Annotated in this window: 15 protein-coding genes; 12 read left to right on the top strand and 3 right to left on the bottom strand. The window is 67.1% G+C overall.

The genetic code is table 11. From position 1 onward, the window contains the following. The first annotated feature begins 4 nt into the window (after positions 1-4). The 9 genes from HFK18_RS08645 to tkt all read left to right on the top strand — a co-directional run bounded on the left by HFK18_RS08645 (position 5) and on the right by tkt (position 12,781). The gene (locus HFK18_RS08645) at positions 5-1,987 is read left to right on the top strand and encodes a type IV pilus secretin PilQ family protein (protein ID WP_180165808.1); all 1,983 of its coding nucleotides are present in this window, start codon (positions 5-7) and stop codon (positions 1,985-1,987) included. Between the two features lie 224 nt (positions 1,988-2,211). Next, positions 2,212-3,237, top strand: coding sequence for a MoxR family ATPase (locus HFK18_RS08640; RefSeq protein WP_180165806.1), 1,026 nt, complete (start codon positions 2,212-2,214; stop codon positions 3,235-3,237). An 8-nt stretch (positions 3,238-3,245) separates the two neighbouring features. Next, positions 3,246-4,175, top strand: coding sequence for a DUF58 domain-containing protein (locus HFK18_RS08635; RefSeq protein ID WP_180165804.1), 930 nt, complete (start codon positions 3,246-3,248; stop codon positions 4,173-4,175). Then, on the top strand, positions 4,172-4,621 hold the full coding sequence (locus HFK18_RS08630) for a DUF4381 domain-containing protein (protein WP_180165802.1): 450 nt from the start codon (positions 4,172-4,174) through the stop codon (positions 4,619-4,621). Before HFK18_RS08635 ends, HFK18_RS08630 begins: the two co-directional genes overlap by 4 nt. Continuing rightward, positions 4,618-5,622 carry a VWA domain-containing protein gene (locus HFK18_RS08625; RefSeq protein ID WP_180165800.1) on the top strand — a complete coding sequence of 335 codons (1,005 nt, stop codon included), beginning with the start codon at positions 4,618-4,620 and terminating at the stop codon, positions 5,620-5,622. The genes HFK18_RS08630 and HFK18_RS08625 overlap by 4 nt, the downstream gene beginning before the upstream one ends. A gap of 17 nt (positions 5,623-5,639) precedes the next feature. Beyond that, positions 5,640-7,502, top strand: coding sequence for a tetratricopeptide repeat protein (locus HFK18_RS08620; protein WP_180166062.1), 1,863 nt, complete (start codon positions 5,640-5,642; stop codon positions 7,500-7,502). Further along, positions 7,499-9,190: a BatD family protein gene (locus HFK18_RS08615; RefSeq protein WP_180165798.1), complete on the top strand. Its 1,692-nt coding sequence runs from the start codon at positions 7,499-7,501 to the stop codon at positions 9,188-9,190. Before HFK18_RS08620 ends, HFK18_RS08615 begins: the two co-directional genes overlap by 4 nt. 57 nt (positions 9,191-9,247) lie before the next feature. Then, positions 9,248-10,582, top strand: coding sequence for a dicarboxylate/amino acid:cation symporter (locus HFK18_RS08610; RefSeq protein ID WP_180165796.1), 1,335 nt, complete (start codon positions 9,248-9,250; stop codon positions 10,580-10,582). A 201-nt stretch (positions 10,583-10,783) separates the two neighbouring features. After that, the gene (gene tkt, locus HFK18_RS08605) at positions 10,784-12,781 is read left to right on the top strand and encodes a transketolase (RefSeq protein ID WP_099820836.1); all 1,998 of its coding nucleotides are present in this window, start codon (positions 10,784-10,786) and stop codon (positions 12,779-12,781) included. Between the two features lie 109 nt (positions 12,782-12,890). Here the strand turns inward: tkt and HFK18_RS08600 are convergent, their stop codons facing one another. Genes HFK18_RS08600 through HFK18_RS08590 form a run of 3 tightly spaced genes read right to left on the bottom strand, consistent with a single transcriptional unit; the run spans position 12,891 to position 16,082 of the window. Further along, positions 12,891-13,493: an NADAR family protein gene (locus HFK18_RS08600; RefSeq protein WP_286041717.1), complete on the bottom strand. Its 603-nt coding sequence runs from the start codon at positions 13,491-13,493 to the stop codon at positions 12,891-12,893. A gap of 45 nt (positions 13,494-13,538) precedes the next feature. Further along, the gene (locus HFK18_RS08595) at positions 13,539-15,491 is read right to left on the bottom strand and encodes an acetyl-CoA hydrolase/transferase C-terminal domain-containing protein (RefSeq protein WP_180165794.1); all 1,953 of its coding nucleotides are present in this window, start codon (positions 15,489-15,491) and stop codon (positions 13,539-13,541) included. A 33-nt stretch (positions 15,492-15,524) separates the two neighbouring features. Continuing rightward, positions 15,525-16,082, bottom strand: coding sequence for a flavin reductase family protein (locus tag HFK18_RS08590; protein WP_180165792.1), 558 nt, complete (start codon positions 16,080-16,082; stop codon positions 15,525-15,527). A 118-nt stretch (positions 16,083-16,200) separates the two neighbouring features. Between HFK18_RS08590 and HFK18_RS08585 the strand changes: the two genes are divergently transcribed. The 3 genes from HFK18_RS08585 to HFK18_RS08575 are packed head-to-tail and all read left to right on the top strand — an operon-like array spanning position 16,201 to position 18,333. Next, the gene (locus tag HFK18_RS08585) at positions 16,201-16,566 is read left to right on the top strand and encodes a BlaI/MecI/CopY family transcriptional regulator (protein ID WP_100553432.1); all 366 of its coding nucleotides are present in this window, start codon (positions 16,201-16,203) and stop codon (positions 16,564-16,566) included. Continuing rightward, a complete protein-coding gene (locus tag HFK18_RS08580) occupies positions 16,559-17,773 on the top strand; it encodes a TonB family protein (RefSeq protein WP_180165790.1) in 1,215 nt (404 codons plus the stop codon). The genes HFK18_RS08585 and HFK18_RS08580 overlap by 8 nt, the downstream gene beginning before the upstream one ends. Further along, a complete protein-coding gene (locus HFK18_RS08575) occupies positions 17,773-18,333 on the top strand; it encodes a hypothetical protein (RefSeq protein ID WP_180165788.1) in 561 nt (186 codons plus the stop codon). The genes HFK18_RS08580 and HFK18_RS08575 overlap by 1 nt, the downstream gene beginning before the upstream one ends. Positions 18,334-18,353: the final 20 nt, after the last annotated feature.

Raw genomic sequence — 18,353 nt, 5'->3', positions numbered from 1 at the left:
CACGATGACCTTTCACCAAGCCAAGGGGCTGCGTCCCATCCGGCGCTCTACCTTGAACCGCATCAGCGCGCTGGGAGTCGCGTTGATGCTGGCCTGCGCTCCGGCGCTGGCCGCCGCACCGTCGGAAAAGCCGACCGGCACCGCGCTGGCGGCGACGCCGGCCGCTGCGCCGGCAGGCCTTTCGGTCGCACGCATCGACTTCAAGCGTGGCGATGACGGCGCGGGCCGCCTGATCCTGCAGTTCGACGGCCAGGGCGCCATGCCCGACCTGCGCAGCCAGGGCAACAGCGTGGTTGTCGATGTCGGCAACGCACGCCTGCCGGCCAATCTGCAGAAGCCGATGAACGTCACCGACTTCGCCACCCCCGTGCAGCGCATCGACGCCAAGCCGTCCGGCGTCGGCACCCAGCTGGTGCTGAGCACCGGCGGTCCGGTCGAGTCACTGGCCTACCAGAGTGGCAACGAGTATGTGGTGGAGATCAGCCCGCGGCAGGCCCAGGCCGCCGTTGGCGCCGTCACTGCCGGCAGCGTGACCCAGGCCGCCAAGGGCGTGCCGCAGCGCGGCTACGCCGGCAAGCCGGTGACCTTCAACTTCCAGGACGTGCCCGTGCGCACTGTCCTGCAGCTGATTGCCGAAGAGTCGAATCTGAACGTGGTGGCCTCCGACTCCGTGCAGGGCAATGTGACCCTGCGCCTGGTCAACGTGCCGTGGGACCAGGCGCTGGATATCGTGCTGCGTGCCAAGGGCCTGGACAAGCGTCGTGACGGCAGCGTGGTGTGGGTTGCGCCGCAGTCCGAGCTGGCCAAGTTCGAGCAGGAGAAGGAAGACGCGCGCATCGCGATCGAGAACCGCGAAGATCTGATGACCGACTACGTCCAGATCAACTATCACAGTGCCACACAGATCTTCAAGGCACTGACCGAGGCCAAGGGCATCGGCGGCTCCGGTGGTGGTGGCGGCGGTGGTCAGGGTGGCAGCGGTTCGGCGTCGCAGGAAGACAGTGGTTTCCTGTCCGCGCGTGGCCGCATCGTCGCAGACGAACGCACCAACACGCTGATGATCAGCGACATCCCGAAGAAGATCGCGCGGATGCGCGAACTGATCAACGTGATCGACCGCCCGGTCGACCAGGTGCTGATCGAGAGCCGCATCGTCATCGCTACCGATACGTTCGCCCGCGAACTGGGTGCCAAGTTCGGCATCAGCGGCAGCCGCGACAACGTGTACTTCAGCGGCAACCTGGAAGCCAACGCCAAGACCCGTCAGTCGCAGGTGGACGCCAACAACGCCAATGCGAAGGCCGAGCGCGACTGGATCGCCGGTGGCCGCGTGGGTCCGCCGCCGGTTTCGGTCGGTTCGGCCATCACCCGCGGGCTGAACTGGAACCTGCCAGTGGCAGCGGCCAGCAATCCGGGCTCGCTGGCATTGTCGATCCTCAACGCGGGCTACCTGTTGGACGTCGAACTGTCGGCCATGCAGGAAGAGTCGCGCGGCGAAGTGATCTCCAACCCGCGCGTGGTCACCACCAATCAGCGTGAAGCGTTGATCAAGCAGGGCAAGGAAATCGGCTATGTCACCATCAGTGGTGGCGGTGCCGGCGGTGCAGCTACCCCGAACGTGCAGTTCAAGGAAGTGGTGCTGGAACTGAAGGTCACCCCGACGATCACCAACGACAACCGCGTGTTCCTCAACATGGCGGTGAAGAAGGACGAGGTCGAAAGCTACATCGTGCTGGAAGGCTACGGCCAGGTGCCCAACATCAACCGCCGCGAGGTCAATACCGCCGTGCTGGTGGAAGATGGGCAGACCGTGGTGATCGGTGGCGTGTATGAGTTCACCGATCGCAACAGTGTCAGCAAGGTGCCGTTCCTGGGCGACGTGCCCTTCCTCGGCAACCTGTTCAAGAAGCGCGGTCGCAACAAGGACAAGGCCGAACTGCTGGTGTTCGTGACCCCGAAGGTCCTGCGCGTGGCGCGCCAGAACTGAGACGTTGCACCTGTTGCATTCGACCGGGGCCGCCACGTGCGGCCCCGCGTCGTTTGCGCCAGTAGATCCACGCCATGCGTGGATTGGTGAGTAGATCCACGCCATGTCCCTCCAGTAGATCCACGCCATGCGTGGAGGCTGTTCAGCCGTTCTTGATGCCAGCAGCCGGACGGCCTGCGATGATGTGGGGAACCCGAGCCATCCTGCGCCGGTCAAAGGCCCCCATGAACCTGCCTCCGCCGATGCCCGAATCCATTTTTCCGCCGCCTGCCCCCGCCACCTCGCGCCTGCATGCCGCTTTCAGCGACCTGCGCGATGCACTGTCGGCCGAGATCGTCGGTCAGGCGGCGCTGGTCGAACGCCTGTTGATCGCCTTGCTGGCCGATGGCCACCTGCTGGTGGAAGGTGCACCGGGCCTGGCCAAGACCACGGCCATCCGAGCCTTGGCGGCACGCCTGGAAGCAGACTTCGCACGTGTGCAGTTCACCCCGGACCTGCTGCCTTCCGACCTGACCGGCACCGAGATCTGGCGCCCGCAGGAAGGGCGTTTCGAGTTTGTGCCGGGGCCGATCTTCCATCCGATCCTGCTGGCCGATGAAATCAACCGCGCGCCCGCCAAAGTGCAGTCCGCGCTGCTGGAAGCGATGGGTGAACGCCAGGTCACCGTCGGCCGCCACACCTACGCGCTGCCGTCGCTGTTCCTGGTGATGGCCACGCAGAATCCGATCGAGCAGGAAGGCACGTTCCCGCTGCCGGAAGCGCAGCTGGATCGTTTCCTGATGCACGTACGCATTGGTTATCCGGACCAGGCGGCCGAGTCGGAGATCCTGCGGCTGGCCCGCGAGCGCGCCCGGGGCGCGCTTGGCGAGGCCGCAACGGCACCGGAAAAACTGCCGATGCAGGATGTCTTCGACGCGCGCCGCGAGGTGCTGGAGCTGCACATGGCCCCCGCGCTGGAGCGCTATCTGATCGAACTGGTGCTGGCCTCGCGCGACCCTTCGCGCTACGACGCCTCGCTGGCGCGCCGCATTGCCTGGGGCGCCAGCCCCCGTGGCTCCATCGCACTGGAACGGTGCGCACGGGCGCGAGCGTGGTTGGCGGGGCGTGATTTCGTCACCCCCGACGACGTGCGTGCCGTGGCCGCCGATGTGCTGCGCCACCGGGTCCTGCCCAGCTATGAAGCCGTCGCCGAAGGGTGGGATGGTGAGCGCCTGGTGCAGGAGCTGCTGGCCCGGGTACCGGCACCCTGAGTGCGCGCATGACCGGCACGACCAACGGACCTGCTCCGGGTACCAGCGAAGGCGATGGTCTGCGACCGCAGTTAGCCGAGCTGGTGGCATTGCGGCGCTTGGCACAGCGTCCGCCACCGCCTCGTCGAGGGCGAGCGGGCAGTGCAGGCCAGGCACCTTCGCCGCTGCGCGGACGCGGCATGGAATATGCAGAATCACGCGAATACGTGGCGGGCGACGACGCGCGCCACATCGACTGGCGCGTCACTGCACGCACCGGTCGCACGCACACCAAACTGTTCCAGGCAGAACGCGAGCGGGTCACCCTGATCGTTGCCGATACGTCGCCTGCGCTGTACTTCGGTACCCGCGTGCGCTTCAAGTCGGTGCAGGCGGCGCGCGCCGGTGCCGTCGCGGCATGGTCCGCACAGCGTCGCGGCGATCGCATCGGTGCATTGCGCGGCAGTGATCGTGAGGCACCGATCGCACCGGCCGGCGGTGCGCGCGGTGTACTGCGCGTACTCGACGCACTCACGCGCTGGTACGCGCAGCCACCCGCCGATGACCTCGGTCTGGAGCGCGCGCTGGACCATGCCGGGCGGGTGCTGCGCCCCGGCGCGCGGATGCTGGTACTGGCCGATCCGCAGCAGGCGATCCGCATTCCGCCAGCGCGCTGGAGCGCACTGGCCCAGCACCATGACCTGAGTCTGCTGCTGCTGGTCGATCCGCTGGAGTTGCAGCCGCCAGCGGCGCCCCTGCAGTTTCTTGCCGCACAGCAGCGCATCGGCCTGGACCTGCGTCGCAGCGATGTGCAGGCGCACTGGCAAGCGCATTTCGTCGAACCGCTGCAGCAGCTGCGCAGCCAGCTTGCCGCACGTCGCGTCGATGTGCAGGTGCTTTCCACCGATGCGGCCAGTGATGCCTGGCTGGCGCCGGCACCGACGGAGGTGCCGGCATGAGTGCCTCCCTGCCACTGCGTGATGTGCAGTTGCCGGCCTCGCCAGCGTGGTGGCCCCCCGCACCTGGCTGGCTGATGCTGATCGCACTGATTCTGCTGTTGCTGGCAATCGTTGCTGCGCTGGCCTGGCGTCGGCGCCGCCGACGCCAACAGTGGATGCGTGTGTTCGATCAGGAGATTGCGGCAGTGAACGGCGCGCCGTCGGAACTGGCAGCCATCGCCAGCCTGCTGCGGCGTGCGGCGCGTCAGGCACGCCCCGGCAGCGAAGCACTGCACGATGCCGCGTGGTGGCAGCATGTCGATCCCAAGGACACCCTGCCGCCTGCGCAGCGCAATCTGTTGGCCGAGGGTGCCTATCGTCCTCACGTGGACGCCGCTGCCGTGGCCGATGTGCGCGCGTGGGCGCGGGCGCGTTACCTGGCGTTGCTGCAGGAGCGCCGACGATGAGCGCGCTGGCAGCTTACTGGCCGTGGCCGGATCTGCAGCTGGCGTGGCCGCTGGCACTGCTGGCACTGCCGTTGCCGATCCTGATGTACGCGTGGAAACGGCGTGCCGACCCGGGCGCGGCGCTGCGCGTGCCCTACGCCGCTGCCGAGCTGGAAGCACTGGCTGGCGGCGGTCGTGTCGGCGTTTCCTGGCTGCGCAGCGGCTTGCTGTGGCTGGGCTGGCTGGCGCTGTGCGTGGCGATGGCGCGTCCGCAGCAGCTGGGTGAGGTGATCACCCCGCCGCAGGAAGGCCGGCAGATGATGCTGGCAATGGACGTGTCCGGCAGCATGAGCGAGCCGGACATGGTGCTCGGCGCACAGGCGGTAGAGCGCCTGACCGCTGCCAAGGCGGTATTGGCCGATTTCCTCGACCGTCGTGCCGGTGATCGCGTCGGCCTGCTGGTGTTCGGTGATCGTGCCTACACGCTCACGCCGTTGACTGCGGATCTGTCCAGCGTGCGCGATCAACTGCGCGACAGCGTGGTCGGTCTTGCCGGGCGCGAGACGGCCATTGGTGATGCCATCGCGCTGGCGGTCAAACGCCTGCGCAACCAGCCCGAAGGGCAGCGTGTACTGATCCTGCTGACCGACGGCGTCAGCAACGCCGGTGTGCTGGAACCCCTGCGCGCCGCCGAGCTGGCACGTGCCGAAGGCGTGCGCGTGCACACCGTGGCCTTTGGCAGCGACGGTAGTGCGCGGTTCTTCGGCATTCCCGTGGCCGCCGACCGCGACCCGGTGGACGAGGCAACACTGCGCAGGATCGCCGAGATGACCGGCGGCCGCTTCTTCCGTGCGCGTGACACCGACCAGCTGGTCGGCATCTATGCCGAACTGGACAGGCTGGAGCCGATCGCCGCGAAGGGACCGACACTGCGTCCGCGCAACGAGCGCTATGCGTGGCCGCTGGCTGTCGCGTTGCTGCTGGGCGCGTTGGCGTGGGTATGGCCGGAGCGCCGCCGATGAGCGCCACCTTCCTGAAGATGCCCGACTGGAGCGCGTTCGACTTGAGCACGTTCGATTGGAGCGCGCTGCATTTCCTGCGTCCGGACTGGTTGTGGATGCTGGCGGCACTGCCGCTGATCGTGGCGGTGGCCGTATACCGGCAGCGGCGCAGCGACGCCTGGCGGCAGGCAGTCGACGCCCATCTGTTGTCCCACCTGCTGGCCGGTGAGGGGAAGCGACGCGCGCGCCTGCCATGGGCTCTGCTGCTGGGCTGGACCCTGGCTGCACTGGCGATGGCTGGCCCCAGCTGGCGGCAGCAGGCGCAGCCGGTCTATCAGGCCAGCGCGCCGCTGGTGGTGGTGCTGGATCTCTCCAGCCGCATCACCGCGACCGACCTGCCACCCTCGCGGCTGCTGCAGGCGCGGGCAAAAATCGGTGCGTTGCTGCGTGCCCGTCAAGGCGGGCAGGTGGGTCTGGTGGTGTATGCCGAAGATGCCTATACCGTGGCGCCGTTGACCGACGACGCTGCAAACGTGGCGCTGTACCTGGATGCGCTGGCGCCGGAGGTGATGCCGCGTGATGGCCAGCGCGCCGACCGTGGCATCGACTGGGCGGTGCGGTTGCTGCGGCAGACCGGTGCCCTGCGCGGCCAGATTCTCCTGGTCAGCGACCAGGCTGACAGCGAAGCGATGCTTGCGGCAACGCAGGCGCGTGGTCTCGGCCTGCAGGTGTCGGTGCTGGGCCTGGGCACGCCGTCCGGCGCCGCCTATCGCGATGGTCAAGGCCAGATCGCTCAGGCCGCGCTGGATGAAACCAGCCTGCGTGCCGTCGCCACCGCAGGCGGCGGGCGTTACCAGCGCATCGCCAGCGATGATCGCGACCTGCAGGCATTGGGCGTGCTGGATGCCAGCGATGGCGGCGCACTGCAGCGGCCCGGACAGGCCCGGCAATGGCAGGACGAAGGCTATTGGTTGTTGCCGCCGGTGATGCTGTTGGCACTACTGGCGTTCCGCCGCCGTGCGGTGCTGGCGGCAGTGCTGGCCGTGGGTCTTCTGCCCTTGAGCGGGCAGCTGCAGGCGCAGCCACGCGCGCCGACAGCTGCACAGACACCTGCACCGGCAGCGGGCACGTTGTGGGAACGTGCCGACCAGCGTGAGCACGCGCGCCTGGCCGCGGGCGTGCAGGCCTACCGTCAAGGTGATTTCGCTACTGCCCGCAAGCAGTTCGAAGGCATCGACAGCGATGCCGGCTGGTACAACCTCGGCAACGTGCTTGCCCGCCAGGGTGACTACGACGGCGCCATCGCCGCCTACGACAAGGCCCTGACGCGCCACCCGCAGATGGCCGACGCCGTCGCCAACCGCGCCGTGGTCGACGCTGCGCGCAAGCGCAAGCCGCCGTCGAACAATGACCAGGGGCAGGGCAAGGGGCAGCAGAAGCCGCAGCAGGGCCAGCAGCAGAACCAGCAGGGACAGCAAGGGCAGCAAGGGCAGCAGAATCAGCCGCAGCAGGGCCAGCAGAATCCGCAGCAAGGCCAGCAGAATCCTCAACAGGGTCAACAAGGCCAGCAGCAACCGCAGGGCCAGAAGGGCCAGCAGAATCCAGCGTCTGCAGGCTCCAGCCAGCAGGGTGCGAAACAGGAGCCGCCGCAGGCAGCTGACCCGCAGGCCCAGGCGCAGGCCGATGCCCAGCAGCGTCAGCGCATGCAGCAAGCCCTGCAGCAGGCGCGTGCTGGCGAAGCCGGCAAGACGGCAGTGCGCGGCGCTGGCGGCACACCGCAACAGCGCGAGGAGCAGCAGGCCGTGGAGGCCTGGATGCGGCGCGTACCGGATGATCCGGGGGCACTGCTGCGGGCCAAGTTCCAGTTGGAAAACGAACGTAGAAAGAGGGAAGGGCGATGACAGGCATGGCGAGCAGGCAATTCCGGTGGCCTCTGCCTGTGCTGGCGATGCTGCTGCTGTGGCTGCCGATGGTGGCCATGGCGCAGACGCGCGCCTGGCTGGAACAGGACAGCATCGCCGCCGGTGATGCGGTCACCCTGCACATCGAGACCGACGAAGGTGCACCGGACTATGCACCGTTGAATGCCGATTTCGCGCTCAGCGCGCAGAGCAGCAACCGTCAGGTGCAGTGGAGCAATGGCGGCGTCCAGCAGCGCAACCTCTATACGGTTGCGTTGACGCCGCGCCGCACCGGTACGCTGCAGGTGCCCTCGTTGCAGGTCGGCAGTGCACGCACGCTGCCCTTGGTGCTGCAGGTCAGTGATGCCGTGGTGGCCACCCCGCAGAGCAATGCCACCGCCTTCATCGAAACCGAGGTGGATGACCCTGCGCCCTACGTGCAGCAGAGCGTGGGCGTGGTGGTCAGGCTGTACTTCGCTTCGCAGCTGGCGTCGGGCGAACTGGTGCTCGACACCCCCAGTGGCGCGTCGCTGCAGCGGGTGGGCGAGGATCGCAGCGACGTACGCCAGGTCAACGGCCGTCGCTACAACGTGGTCGAACGTCGCTTCCTGTTGATCCCCGAGCGCAGCGGTGCGTTGCGTCTACCTGGCGCGCGCTTCACCGGCCGCAGTGCAGGTGGCTTCTTCGATGACTTCTTCGGCAACGGTGGCGATGGCCGCATGAATGCCGTCGGTGCCGAACGCACGCTGCAGGTGCAGGCGCAGGCCGTGCAGCCGTGGCTGCCCCTGCACAGCCTGCAGTTGCGCTACACCACGGCACCCAGCAGTGGGCGCACGGGCGAAGCGGCCACCGTGATGGTCGAAGCGATCGCCAACGGCGCTACCCGGGCCCAGTTCACCGATCTGCCCGTGCCCGACCTCGGCGACGCCGCTCAGGTGTTCGCCGAACCGGCCCAGTACGAGGAGACCTTCAACGGCAGTACGCCACGCCTGAAGATCACCCGGCGCTATTCGATCGTGCCGCGGCAGGTTGGATCGCTGCGCGTGCCCGGGCCACGCGTGGCCTGGTGGAACGTGGACAGCGGCAGTGCCCAGCAGGCCGGCCTGCCGGATCTGGAACTGGCCGTGGCGGCGGGCCGCGCCGGCGCGCCCGTGGCACAACCGATCGATACCGATGCCGCGCTGCCGGAAGACGCCGCCCCTTCGGTTGCATCCTCTCTTGCACCGACCGCAGCCGGCACCCGGCCGTGGCCGTGGATGGCCGCCGCCGCAGGTCTGGCCGTGCTGTGGCTGTTGACCCTGGCATGGGGATGGCGACGTGGTCGCCATGCAGTCGCCCATGTCCGTACGGTTCCCCGCCCTGGAGTTGTCGCACCTGCGACGTCGTCGCGTGCCAGCGTGGCCGAGCTGCGCCGGGCCATCGATGGCGAGGGCTTCGACCAGGTGGAGGCGCTGCTGTGTTCGATGGCGGGCGTGGAGCGCCTGGAACAGGTGATCGAGCGGCTGGCCGATCCGGCCCAGCGGCAGACCCTGCAGGCGCTGCAGCAGGCGCGCTGGGGCGGGGTGGGCGATGTCACCGCGCTGCGGGCCCGCCTGCGCGATAGCTTCCGTGACGGACCGCATTGGTCGGGCGCCAGCGGCGCCGTCGACACTGGGCTGCCGCCGCTGTATCCGCCGCGGCAACCCTGAACCGGCGCGGCTTGCGCGCTTTGTTAGAGTAGATTCATTTTTCGAGGAATCCCGCGCATGACAGCAGCTGCTGCCGACAAGAAGAAGTTGCCCCTGCATTGGAAGATGGGCATCGGCTTTGCGATCGGCCTGGTCCTGGGACTGATCGTGCATGCCCTGGGCGGCAGCATCGAAGGCCTGCAGACCGGTGCCAAGTGGGTAATGGACTACGTCACCACCCCGGCTTCGGGCCTGTTCCTCAACCTGATCTTCATGCTGATCGTGCCGCTGATCTTCTCGGCGCTGATCATGGGCGTGTCGGAGATGGGCGACATCCGCGCCCTTGGCCGTATCGGCTGGAAGACGTTGGCCTACACCGTGCTGCTGTCCGGCATCGCTGTGGGTATCGGCCTGGTGCTGGTCAATCTGCTCAAGCCCGGTGCCGGCGTCGACCCGCAGGTGGCCGCGCTGATGCTGTCGGAGAACGCCGAGCGCAGCAAGGAAATCGTGGCTGGCATCCATGGCACGCCGAAGGGCATGGACATGCTGCTGTCGATCGTGCCGAGCAACGTGCTGCAGGCCGCTTCGGACAATGGCGCGATCCTGTCGCTCATGTTCTTCGCGCTCATGTTCGGTATCGGCATGGTGCTGACCGACGAGGCCAAGGTAGCCCCGCTGCGTCGCGCCATCGAAGGCGTGTTCGAAATCTCGATGACCCTGATCAATCTGGTCATCCGCCTGGCGCCGTATGCCGTGGCCTGCTTCATGTTCAACCTGGCCGCGCTGTTCGGCTTCGACCTGATCATCCGCCTGGGTGCCTACGTGGGCGTGGTGGTGCTGGCGCTGGGCCTGCACATGGTGGTGACCTACGGCACCGCGGTATGGCTGTCGGGGCGTTCGCCGCTGGCATTCTTCCGGCAGACCCAGGAGGCCACGGTGATGGCCTTCTCCACCGCCTCCAGCAACGCCACCCTGCCGACCGCGCTGCGCGTGGCCGACCAGATGGGCCTGCCGCAGCGCGTGTCGCGCTTCGTGCTGACCGTGGGTGCCACCGCCAACCAGAACGGCACCGCACTGTTCGAGGGCGTGACGGTGATCTTCCTGGCCCAGTTCTTCGGTGTCGACCTGAGCATCGGCCAGCAGGTCATGGTGATGGCGGTCTGCATCCTTGGTGGTATCGGTACGGCCGGTGTGCCGTCCGGCTCGCTGCCGGTGGTGGCGATGATCTGTGCGATGGTCGGCGTCAATCCGCTGGGCATCGGCCTGATCCTGGGCGTGAACCACTTCCTGGACATGTGCCGCACCGCGCTGAACGTGACCGGCGACCTGGCCCTGACCACGCTGGTGGCCAAGGGCGAAGCGCCGGACACCCCGGCCGAGATCGCTGCCGCCGCGGCCCGTCTGGACAACTGACCCAGGCAATACCTGATCGGGGTCGGAGCCCTTTCCGCAGGAAAGGGCTCCGACCCCTTCTCATATGCGGAATCCAGCGAAAATCATGAAGTTGCCGGCCAGCGGCCGGCGCTACCGCCTTGTTGGCCTGACCCCACCCGGCGTCTGTGGGACAATAGGCCGCCCGCAGTTCCGCGGCCGCCTCCCGATTCCGACAGAACCATGACGCAGCCTACCCGTCGCCAGTTGGCCAACGCCATCCGCTTCCTCGCCGCCGATGCGGTTGAAACCGCAAAGTCCGGCCACCCCGGCATGCCCATGGGCATGGCCGACATCGCCGAAGTCCTCTGGAACGACTACCACCGTCACAACCCGAACAACCCGCAGTGGTTCAACCGCGACCGCTTCGTGCTGTCCAACGGCCACGGCTCGATGCTGCAGTACGCGCTGCTGCACCTGAGCGGCTATGACCTGCCGATCGAGCAGCTGAAGGCCTTCCGCCAGCTGGGCAGCCACACCGCTGGCCATCCGGAGCGTCATGAGACCCCGGGCGTGGAGACCACCACCGGTCCGCTGGGCCAGGGTTTCGCCAATGCCGTCGGTTTTGCCTTGGCCGAGAAGCTGCTGGCACAGCGCTTCAACCGCCCGGAGCTGGAAATCGTCGACCACCGTACCTGGGTGTTCATGGGTGACGGCTGCCTGATGGAAGGCATTTCCCACGAAGCCGCCTCGCTGGCCGGCACCTGGGGCCTGCACAAGCTGGTCTGCTTCTGGGATGACAACCACATCTCCATCGACGGCAACACCGAAGGCTGGTTCACCGACAACACCCCGGAGCGTTTCGAGGCCTATGGCTGGAACGTGATCCGCGGCGTCGATGGCCACGACCCGGAGAGCATCAAGGCCGGTATCGAAGCGGCCCTGTCGCAGGACGGCAAGCCGACCCTGATCTGCTGCCGCACCACGATCGGTTTTGGTTCGCCGAACAAGGCCGGCAAGGAATCCAGCCACGGCGCGCCGCTGGGCAAGGACGAACTGGAAGCTACCCGCAAGGCGCTGGACTGGAACTACGGCCCGTTCGAAATTCCGGAAGAGATCTACGCCGGCTGGCGTGCTGGCGGTACTGGCACTCTGCGCCAGGCCGAGTGGGAGCAGCAGTTCGACAAGTACGCTGCGCAGTACCCGGCCGAAGCCGCTGAACTGACCCGTCGCTCGCATGGCGATCTGCCGGCCGACTTCGTCGCCAAGGCCGACGCCTACATCGCCCAGGTTGCCGCCGAAGGCCAGACCATCGCTTCGCGCAAGGCGTCGCAGCTGGCCATCGAAGCGTTCGCACCGCTGCTGCCGGAAATCGTTGGCGGTTCGGCTGACCTGGCGCACTCGAACCTGACCCTGTGGAAGGGCAGCAAGTCCGTCGCCACCGACGATGCCAATGCCAACTACGTGTACTACGGTGTGCGCGAGTTCGGCATGACCGCGATCGCCAATGGCCTGGCCCTGCACGGTGGTTTCATTCCGTTCGATGCCACCTTCCTGGTGTTCAGCGACTACGCCCGCAATGCCGTGCGCATGAGCGCGCTGATCCCGGCTCACGCCATCCACGTCTACACCCACGACTCGATCGGCCTGGGCGAAGACGGCCCGACCCACCAGCCGGTGGAGCACCTGGCCTCGCTGCGCTACATCCCGAACAACGACGTGTGGCGTCCGTGCGACGCGGTCGAGTCGGCCGTGAGCTGGAAGGCTGCGATCACCCGCCAGGATGGCCCGAGCTGCCTGGTGTTCAGCCGCCAGAACCTGCCGCACCAGCCGCGCGACGCCGAGCAGATCGCACAGATCGAGCGTGGCGGCTATGTGCTGGCCGATGCTGCCGGCACCCCGGACGTGATCCTGATCGCGACCGGTTCGGAAGTCTCGCTGGCGACCGAAGCGAAGGCGCAGCTGGATGCGGCCGGCCTGAAGACCCGCGTGGTCTCGATGCCGTCCACCGATGTGTTCCTGCGCCAGGATGCGGCCTACCGCGAATCGGTGCTGCCGAACGCCGTGCGCAAGCGCGTGGCCATCGAGGCCGGTATCACCGGCTTCTGGCGCCAGTTCGTCGGCCTGGACGGTGCAGTGATCGGTATTGACACGTTCGGTGCGTCGGCCCCGGCCGACAAGCTGTACCAGCACTTCGGCATCACCACCGCGCACGTGGTGGAAGCGGCCAAGGCGCTGTAAGCCGCGCTGCATGGAATACGGGGAGGCCGGCGCAAGCCGGCCTTTCTCGTTTGCGGAGCGAAACGAATCGCCCGCGCGTCAGTAGATCCACGCCATGCGTGGATAGGCGTTACATCGCGTCCCGCACGTCCATCAGCGCAAACCCCAGAAGATTCAATCCGCGCCACTGCGCCGGGTTGTGTGCGTCGGCGTGATCCTTGGCCAGGCCGATTCCCCAGACGAAATCCACCGGACTGGCTTCCACCAGTACCTGATCTTCCGTGGAGCGCAGGAAATCGCCCAGCGCCGCATTCTGCGAGAACTTGGCCCGATTGCCTTCGACCACCAGGGCGTAGCGCGCCTGCGCCCAGAGAGCCTCGTCGAAGCCCTCGATCTTCCGGCCCAGCGCTTTCACCTTGTCAGGCGTGCGGCTGGCGAGAACCTGTTCGAGGATGTCGGTGGCACCAAACAGTCGCGCTTTGCCGGCCATCATGAAGTGCTCGGCGGTGGGGTAGTGCACGCCGTCGATGTTGAAACCTGCGTCGTACCACTGGCTGAAACACGACGCCGCCACGCCCGTGCGCGGCGGCTGGTGGCCCCAGAAGCAGAGATAGCGCAGGTGCTCGCCATCGGCTTGGCGGCGTTGCAGGTCATGCAGGAAACGGGAATCGTTGTTCATCCGCACAGGATAGCGTGCCGCGCCACTGCGGTAGGTGCCAACCTTGGTTGGCACTGATCGTTATCCGCCGGGCATGGCCCGGCGCTACCATCCGCGCGATTACGCGGTGCGCGCCAGGGCCAACCTCAACAAACGTGCATTGAGCCGTTCGCCGAAGTCCTTGGGCGACTGCAGTTCCATCCGCTGCAGGTACACCGCGTCGCCATCACCTGCAGGCTGCCACAGCGCGTCCCACACGGTGCGCAGCTTGCTGCCGCGCGTCTGCGTGTTGGCCTTCAACCAGCCCAGCGCCTTCACCAGCACCTGTTCGATCTCGGTGAAGTCGCTGCCCAACGGGTAATCGGGCAGAGTGCCATCGTTGCGGAACGGCGCCAGCGCCGCCGCCAGTGCCTGTGGTGTGTTGCGCTGCTGTCGCTGCGCATCGGGCTGTGCCGTTGCTGCCAGCTTGCGCGCTGCGAAGGCCTGCTGCAGCAACGCGCCCTGGAATGGCGCCTCGGTGATTGCCGCCATCGCGTGCACGCAGTCGTCATCGGTCAGGCCGCGCACATCGGCGATGCCGTACTCGTTGAGATAGATGTCACGCAGGTGGCGCGCAATGGTCGTGTGCCCGTAATTCCAGCGCACATTGGAGTCGCGCTGGCCCTTGTCATCGCGCGCGGCGCGGAACATCAACACACTGCGCGCTTCCGGCAGCGCATGCGCCATCGCCACGAAGTTGTACTGGCCGCCCACACCGGAGACCACGCGTCCATCTTCCAGTGCATCGGACACCGCTGCGCCCAGTGCGGTGGCCATCATGCAGGAATTGAAGAAGCGCGCGTGCCGGCGCTGCAGGCGTTCCAGTGTTTCGTTGCCGCCGTACAGCTGGTTGATCTCGCTGATGCGGCGCATGCCGATCGCCCGGCATTCGTCCTCGGGCAGGGTGCGCAGCCATTCGTAGAATTCGGATGAGCCCAGGTAGAACGCGCCGTGCAGATACTCGCCCTCCGCCTCCAACGTGGCGTGATCGATGGACAGCGTGCTGCCGTTCTCGATGCGCTGCATCAACGCCAGGTCATCATGCACCTTGCGCTTGATCACGCCGGTCTGCACCAGCCGGCGGAAGCCCTCGTTGAGCATTTCGCTGCAGCCGTACAGGCCGATCTCGAACGGCTCCAGCCCGCCGATCTCCTGTACCAGCGGATGGCTGGCAAGTTGCGGGTCCAGTGCATCCAGCACGCGCCGGTAGCGCGCGTTGTCGGTGTGGCGCAGTACCAGTGCATGGCTGAGTGCATCGGCCAAGGTGCCGATGCCGATCTGCAGCGTGCCGCCGTCGCGCACCAGGGTGCTGGCATACAGGCCGATGGCGTAGTCGGCGTCGGCCACCGGTTGCCGCGGCAGCCCGAACAACGCCGGATACGGTGCTGGCGGGGTGATGACCAGATCGAAGAAGGACACGTCGACCGTGGCCGTGCCGCCCAGATACGGCAGCTGCGGATCGATCTCGGCAACCAGCAGCGGGCGCGGCAGGCCGCGCGCGGTCATCGCGTCCAGCGTGTCCTGGGTGATGTCGTTGTTGCACGACAGCGAAAGGCGCCGGTCGTCCGGGCGCATCGCTACTTTCTGCACGATCACCTGCGGCGCGCGCTGGGCCACGGCGTCGGCAGCGTGGGTGTAGTTGAGGCTGGTGTAGCTGGACTGTGCCTGCCGCGAACCGAGCAGGGCACCGGACTGCATGTAGAACTCTTCCACCTGCACGTGCGCTGGCAATGCGTCGCGCGCGATCGCATCGGCATAGGCCAGGCGCGGGAAGTCTTCACCGAAATGGCGGGACGCGAACGGCGCCATGAAGCGCGCTTCCAGGCCGTCTCCCTTTGCCTGCGGCGGGTTCAACGACAGCGCGGTATACAGCTGCAGCGGCCGCGACGGGTCCTGTTCCACACGCGCATACAGGGCGTTGAGCAGGCGGTGGGGTTTGCCCAGCGCCAGCGGTGCACCGATCCGCAGCGGCCCATCCACGCGCGCGAACAGCCAGTCAACGGCGGCGTCGAGGTCGGTGAGGTGTTCGGTCATCCGGGGCGATCCTGCTTGGGGGGAGTGCTGGCATTACAGCATGTCGGGCTTGAACCGCCGTCGACGCGAGACTTCGGCGCCGGACACCATGAACCGGCCATCGCCGCGATAGTGCACCGTCCGTGGCAGCTTCGGCCGCGGCGCCACGTGTGCGCGCACGATTTCCCAGATGAAGAGATTGCTCGATTCGACCTGGCTGTCGTCATGCAGGAGGCACTCGAAACTGGAATGGCACTGGCCTACCAGCGGTGCCCCCACGTCCCGCGCCGGCACCGCATCCAGGCCGAACCGTTCGAACTTGTCCACGTCGCGGCCGCTGCAGTTGCCGATGTCGACCACGGTGTCCAGCAGTTCGACTCCCGGCACGTTGATCACGCACTCGCCGCTGCCACGGGCCAGGCCGAAGCTATGGTTCTCGTTCCACAGGTAGGTGGCCACCAGTGAGGGCGAAAAGCCCATCACCATGTGCCAGCCCATCGTCATCAGGTTGCGCTGCCCCCGCCACGCGGTGCTGACCAGCACGATCGGGCCAGGTTCGAGGAAGCGCTGGGCCTGTTCGACGGGGAAATCACGCTTGCGCAAGGGCTTCATGCCGGTACCTGCGATGGAGGCCCCTCATGCTGGCGCAGGCGCGATGAAGTACCGGTCGAGGGCTTGACAGTCGGTTCGATTACGCGCGTAATCAAGCCATCGATTACGGATGTAAACCATGACCCCGATCAGCGAAGCAGAGGCCGTAGTGATGGAGGTGCTGTGGCAGCAGGCACCGCGCACCGCCGATGAGGTCGTGGCGGCACTGGCCCACCGCAACTGGGCCGAGCCGACCATCAAGACCCTGCTCAACCGCCTGCTGACCAAGGGCGCGATCGCCGCCGAGCGCGATGGCCGGCGCTATCTGTACCGGCCGCTGCTGCAGCGCCAGGCATGGGTGCAGGCGCAGAGCCAGGACTTCCTCGGGCGTGTGTTTGAGGGCCGGGTGGCACCGCTGGTGGCGCATTTCAGCGAACGCGGCCAGCTCAGCGCACAGGACATCGCCGAACTGAAGAAGCTGATCCAGGAGCTGGATGATGAATGAGCTGCTCGACGGACTGTGGCGGGCCAGCCTGTGGCTGGCGCTGGGTGTAATCCTGCTGGCGACGGTGCGGCCGCTGCTGCTGCGGTTGGGCGGCGCTGGAGTGGTGTATTGCAGCTGGTGGCTGCTGCCGCTGCTGCTGGCCGCGCTGTTGCTTCCGCTGCCGCAGGTTGCGTTGTTGCAGCATGTGCCGACCTTGCCGCTGAAGGTGGTGCCCGAAGCAGTGAAGGGCCTGCCTGCGTCATCTCTGCAATGGCCCTTGCTGCTTTTGTTGGTGTGGGCGCTGGGCGCGGGCGTCTGCTTGTTGCGCGACCTGCGTGCACAGCGCCGCTTCGAACGTGGCATGGGCGGCCTGCAGGCACGCGCCGATGGCAGCTGGCAGGCCAGTGGCGATCCCGGGCTGCCGGCGCTGGTGGGCCTGTGGCGGCCACGCATCGTGGTCGGCCCGGATTTTGACCGGCAGTTCAGCGCGCAGGAACAGCGCCTGATCCTGCAGCACGAGCACAGCCATCGTCGCAATGGCGATCACTGGGCCAACGGCGCGCTGTTGCTGATGCGCGCGATGTTCTGGTTCCACCCGCTGCTGCCCTGGGCTGCACGTCGTTTCCTGCGTGACCAGGAACTGGCCTGCGATGCCCGCACCATTGCCCCGCAGCCCGCGCTGCGCGGCCTCTACGCCAGCACGCTGCTGAAGGCGCAGCTGGTCCACCCGGTTGCGCCGGCGGTCTGCCACTGGCGCAGCCAACCTGTGTTGAAGGAGCGTATCGCCATGTTGAAGCAGTCCAAGCGGAAGGCATTGCCGTGGGTGTCGGGTCAGGTGCTGGTGGTCGGGTTGTGCCTGGGGATGGGGGCGGTGGCGTGGGCGAGCCAGAGTGGCGCAATGGCGGTCGGCCCAACGGTGGCCGTCATGGATCGGGAGATCCGGGTCGACAAGATGCCACCGCCGAGCTACCCGAAGAGCGCGTTCGAGCAGAGCCAGACAGGCGTGGTGGTGCTCCGCGTCGACGTTGATGCGCAGGGTGCTGTCAGCGATGTGCGTGTAGTGAGCGCCACCAATCCGGGCGTGTTCGAAGCGGTATCGATCGCAGCAGCGCGAAGCTGGACCTACCGCCCGGCGCTGAAGAACGGCAAGCCAGTGGCGGGCGCCGTGCGCATTCCGATCACCTTCGCCATGGATGAGAGCGACGACGTGACGGAGACCACCAGGTGATGCGCTTCGCACTGCTGATGGCAGCGGGGATGCTGGCGGGCTGCGCCACCCAGGAACGGCTGAGCACCGTCGACACCCGCAATGAAAGCGTTGGCCATCAACGTCTGCATGCGGAAGGAAAAGGCGGCAGCGGCCAGGTGCAGGCGTACACGCTGGGTGCAACCGAAGGCTATCGGATGCCGCAGCTGTATGTGGCGCCGGATCCGCAGATCGGTGATCGTGACCCGCGCACCGAGCTGGCGCCGACCACGATCTGCCTGCAGGTGGTAATCGATGCCGACGGCGCTGTCGAGCGAAGCCTGGCGCTGGTAGACCGCAGCGAATGTGCTGCAGGCGCGGCCAGTGAGAATGCGCCTCTGCTGCAGGCGGCGCAGGAGGCGGTGGCGATGTGGAAGTATTCACCCGCCGCCGTCTGCCACTTTGCCCCGGGCAAGGTGCCGAGCGACCGTGGCAACTGCGAAGGCGCCGAGCGCGTTGAGCCAGTGCCGGTGAGCCTGCTGTATGCCTTCACCTTCGAGATCGTGAAGGGCCAGCATGTGGTGCGCACGCAGGGCAAATGACGCCGCGTCATTCCCGCCGC

Source organism: Stenotrophomonas sp. SbOxS2 (assembly GCF_013416715.1).
GTDB classification, from domain to species: Bacteria; Pseudomonadota; Gammaproteobacteria; order Xanthomonadales; family Xanthomonadaceae; genus Stenotrophomonas; species Stenotrophomonas lactitubi.
The sequence above is the reverse complement of the archived record's forward strand: the minus strand, read 5'-3'. Positions and strand labels throughout refer to the sequence as shown.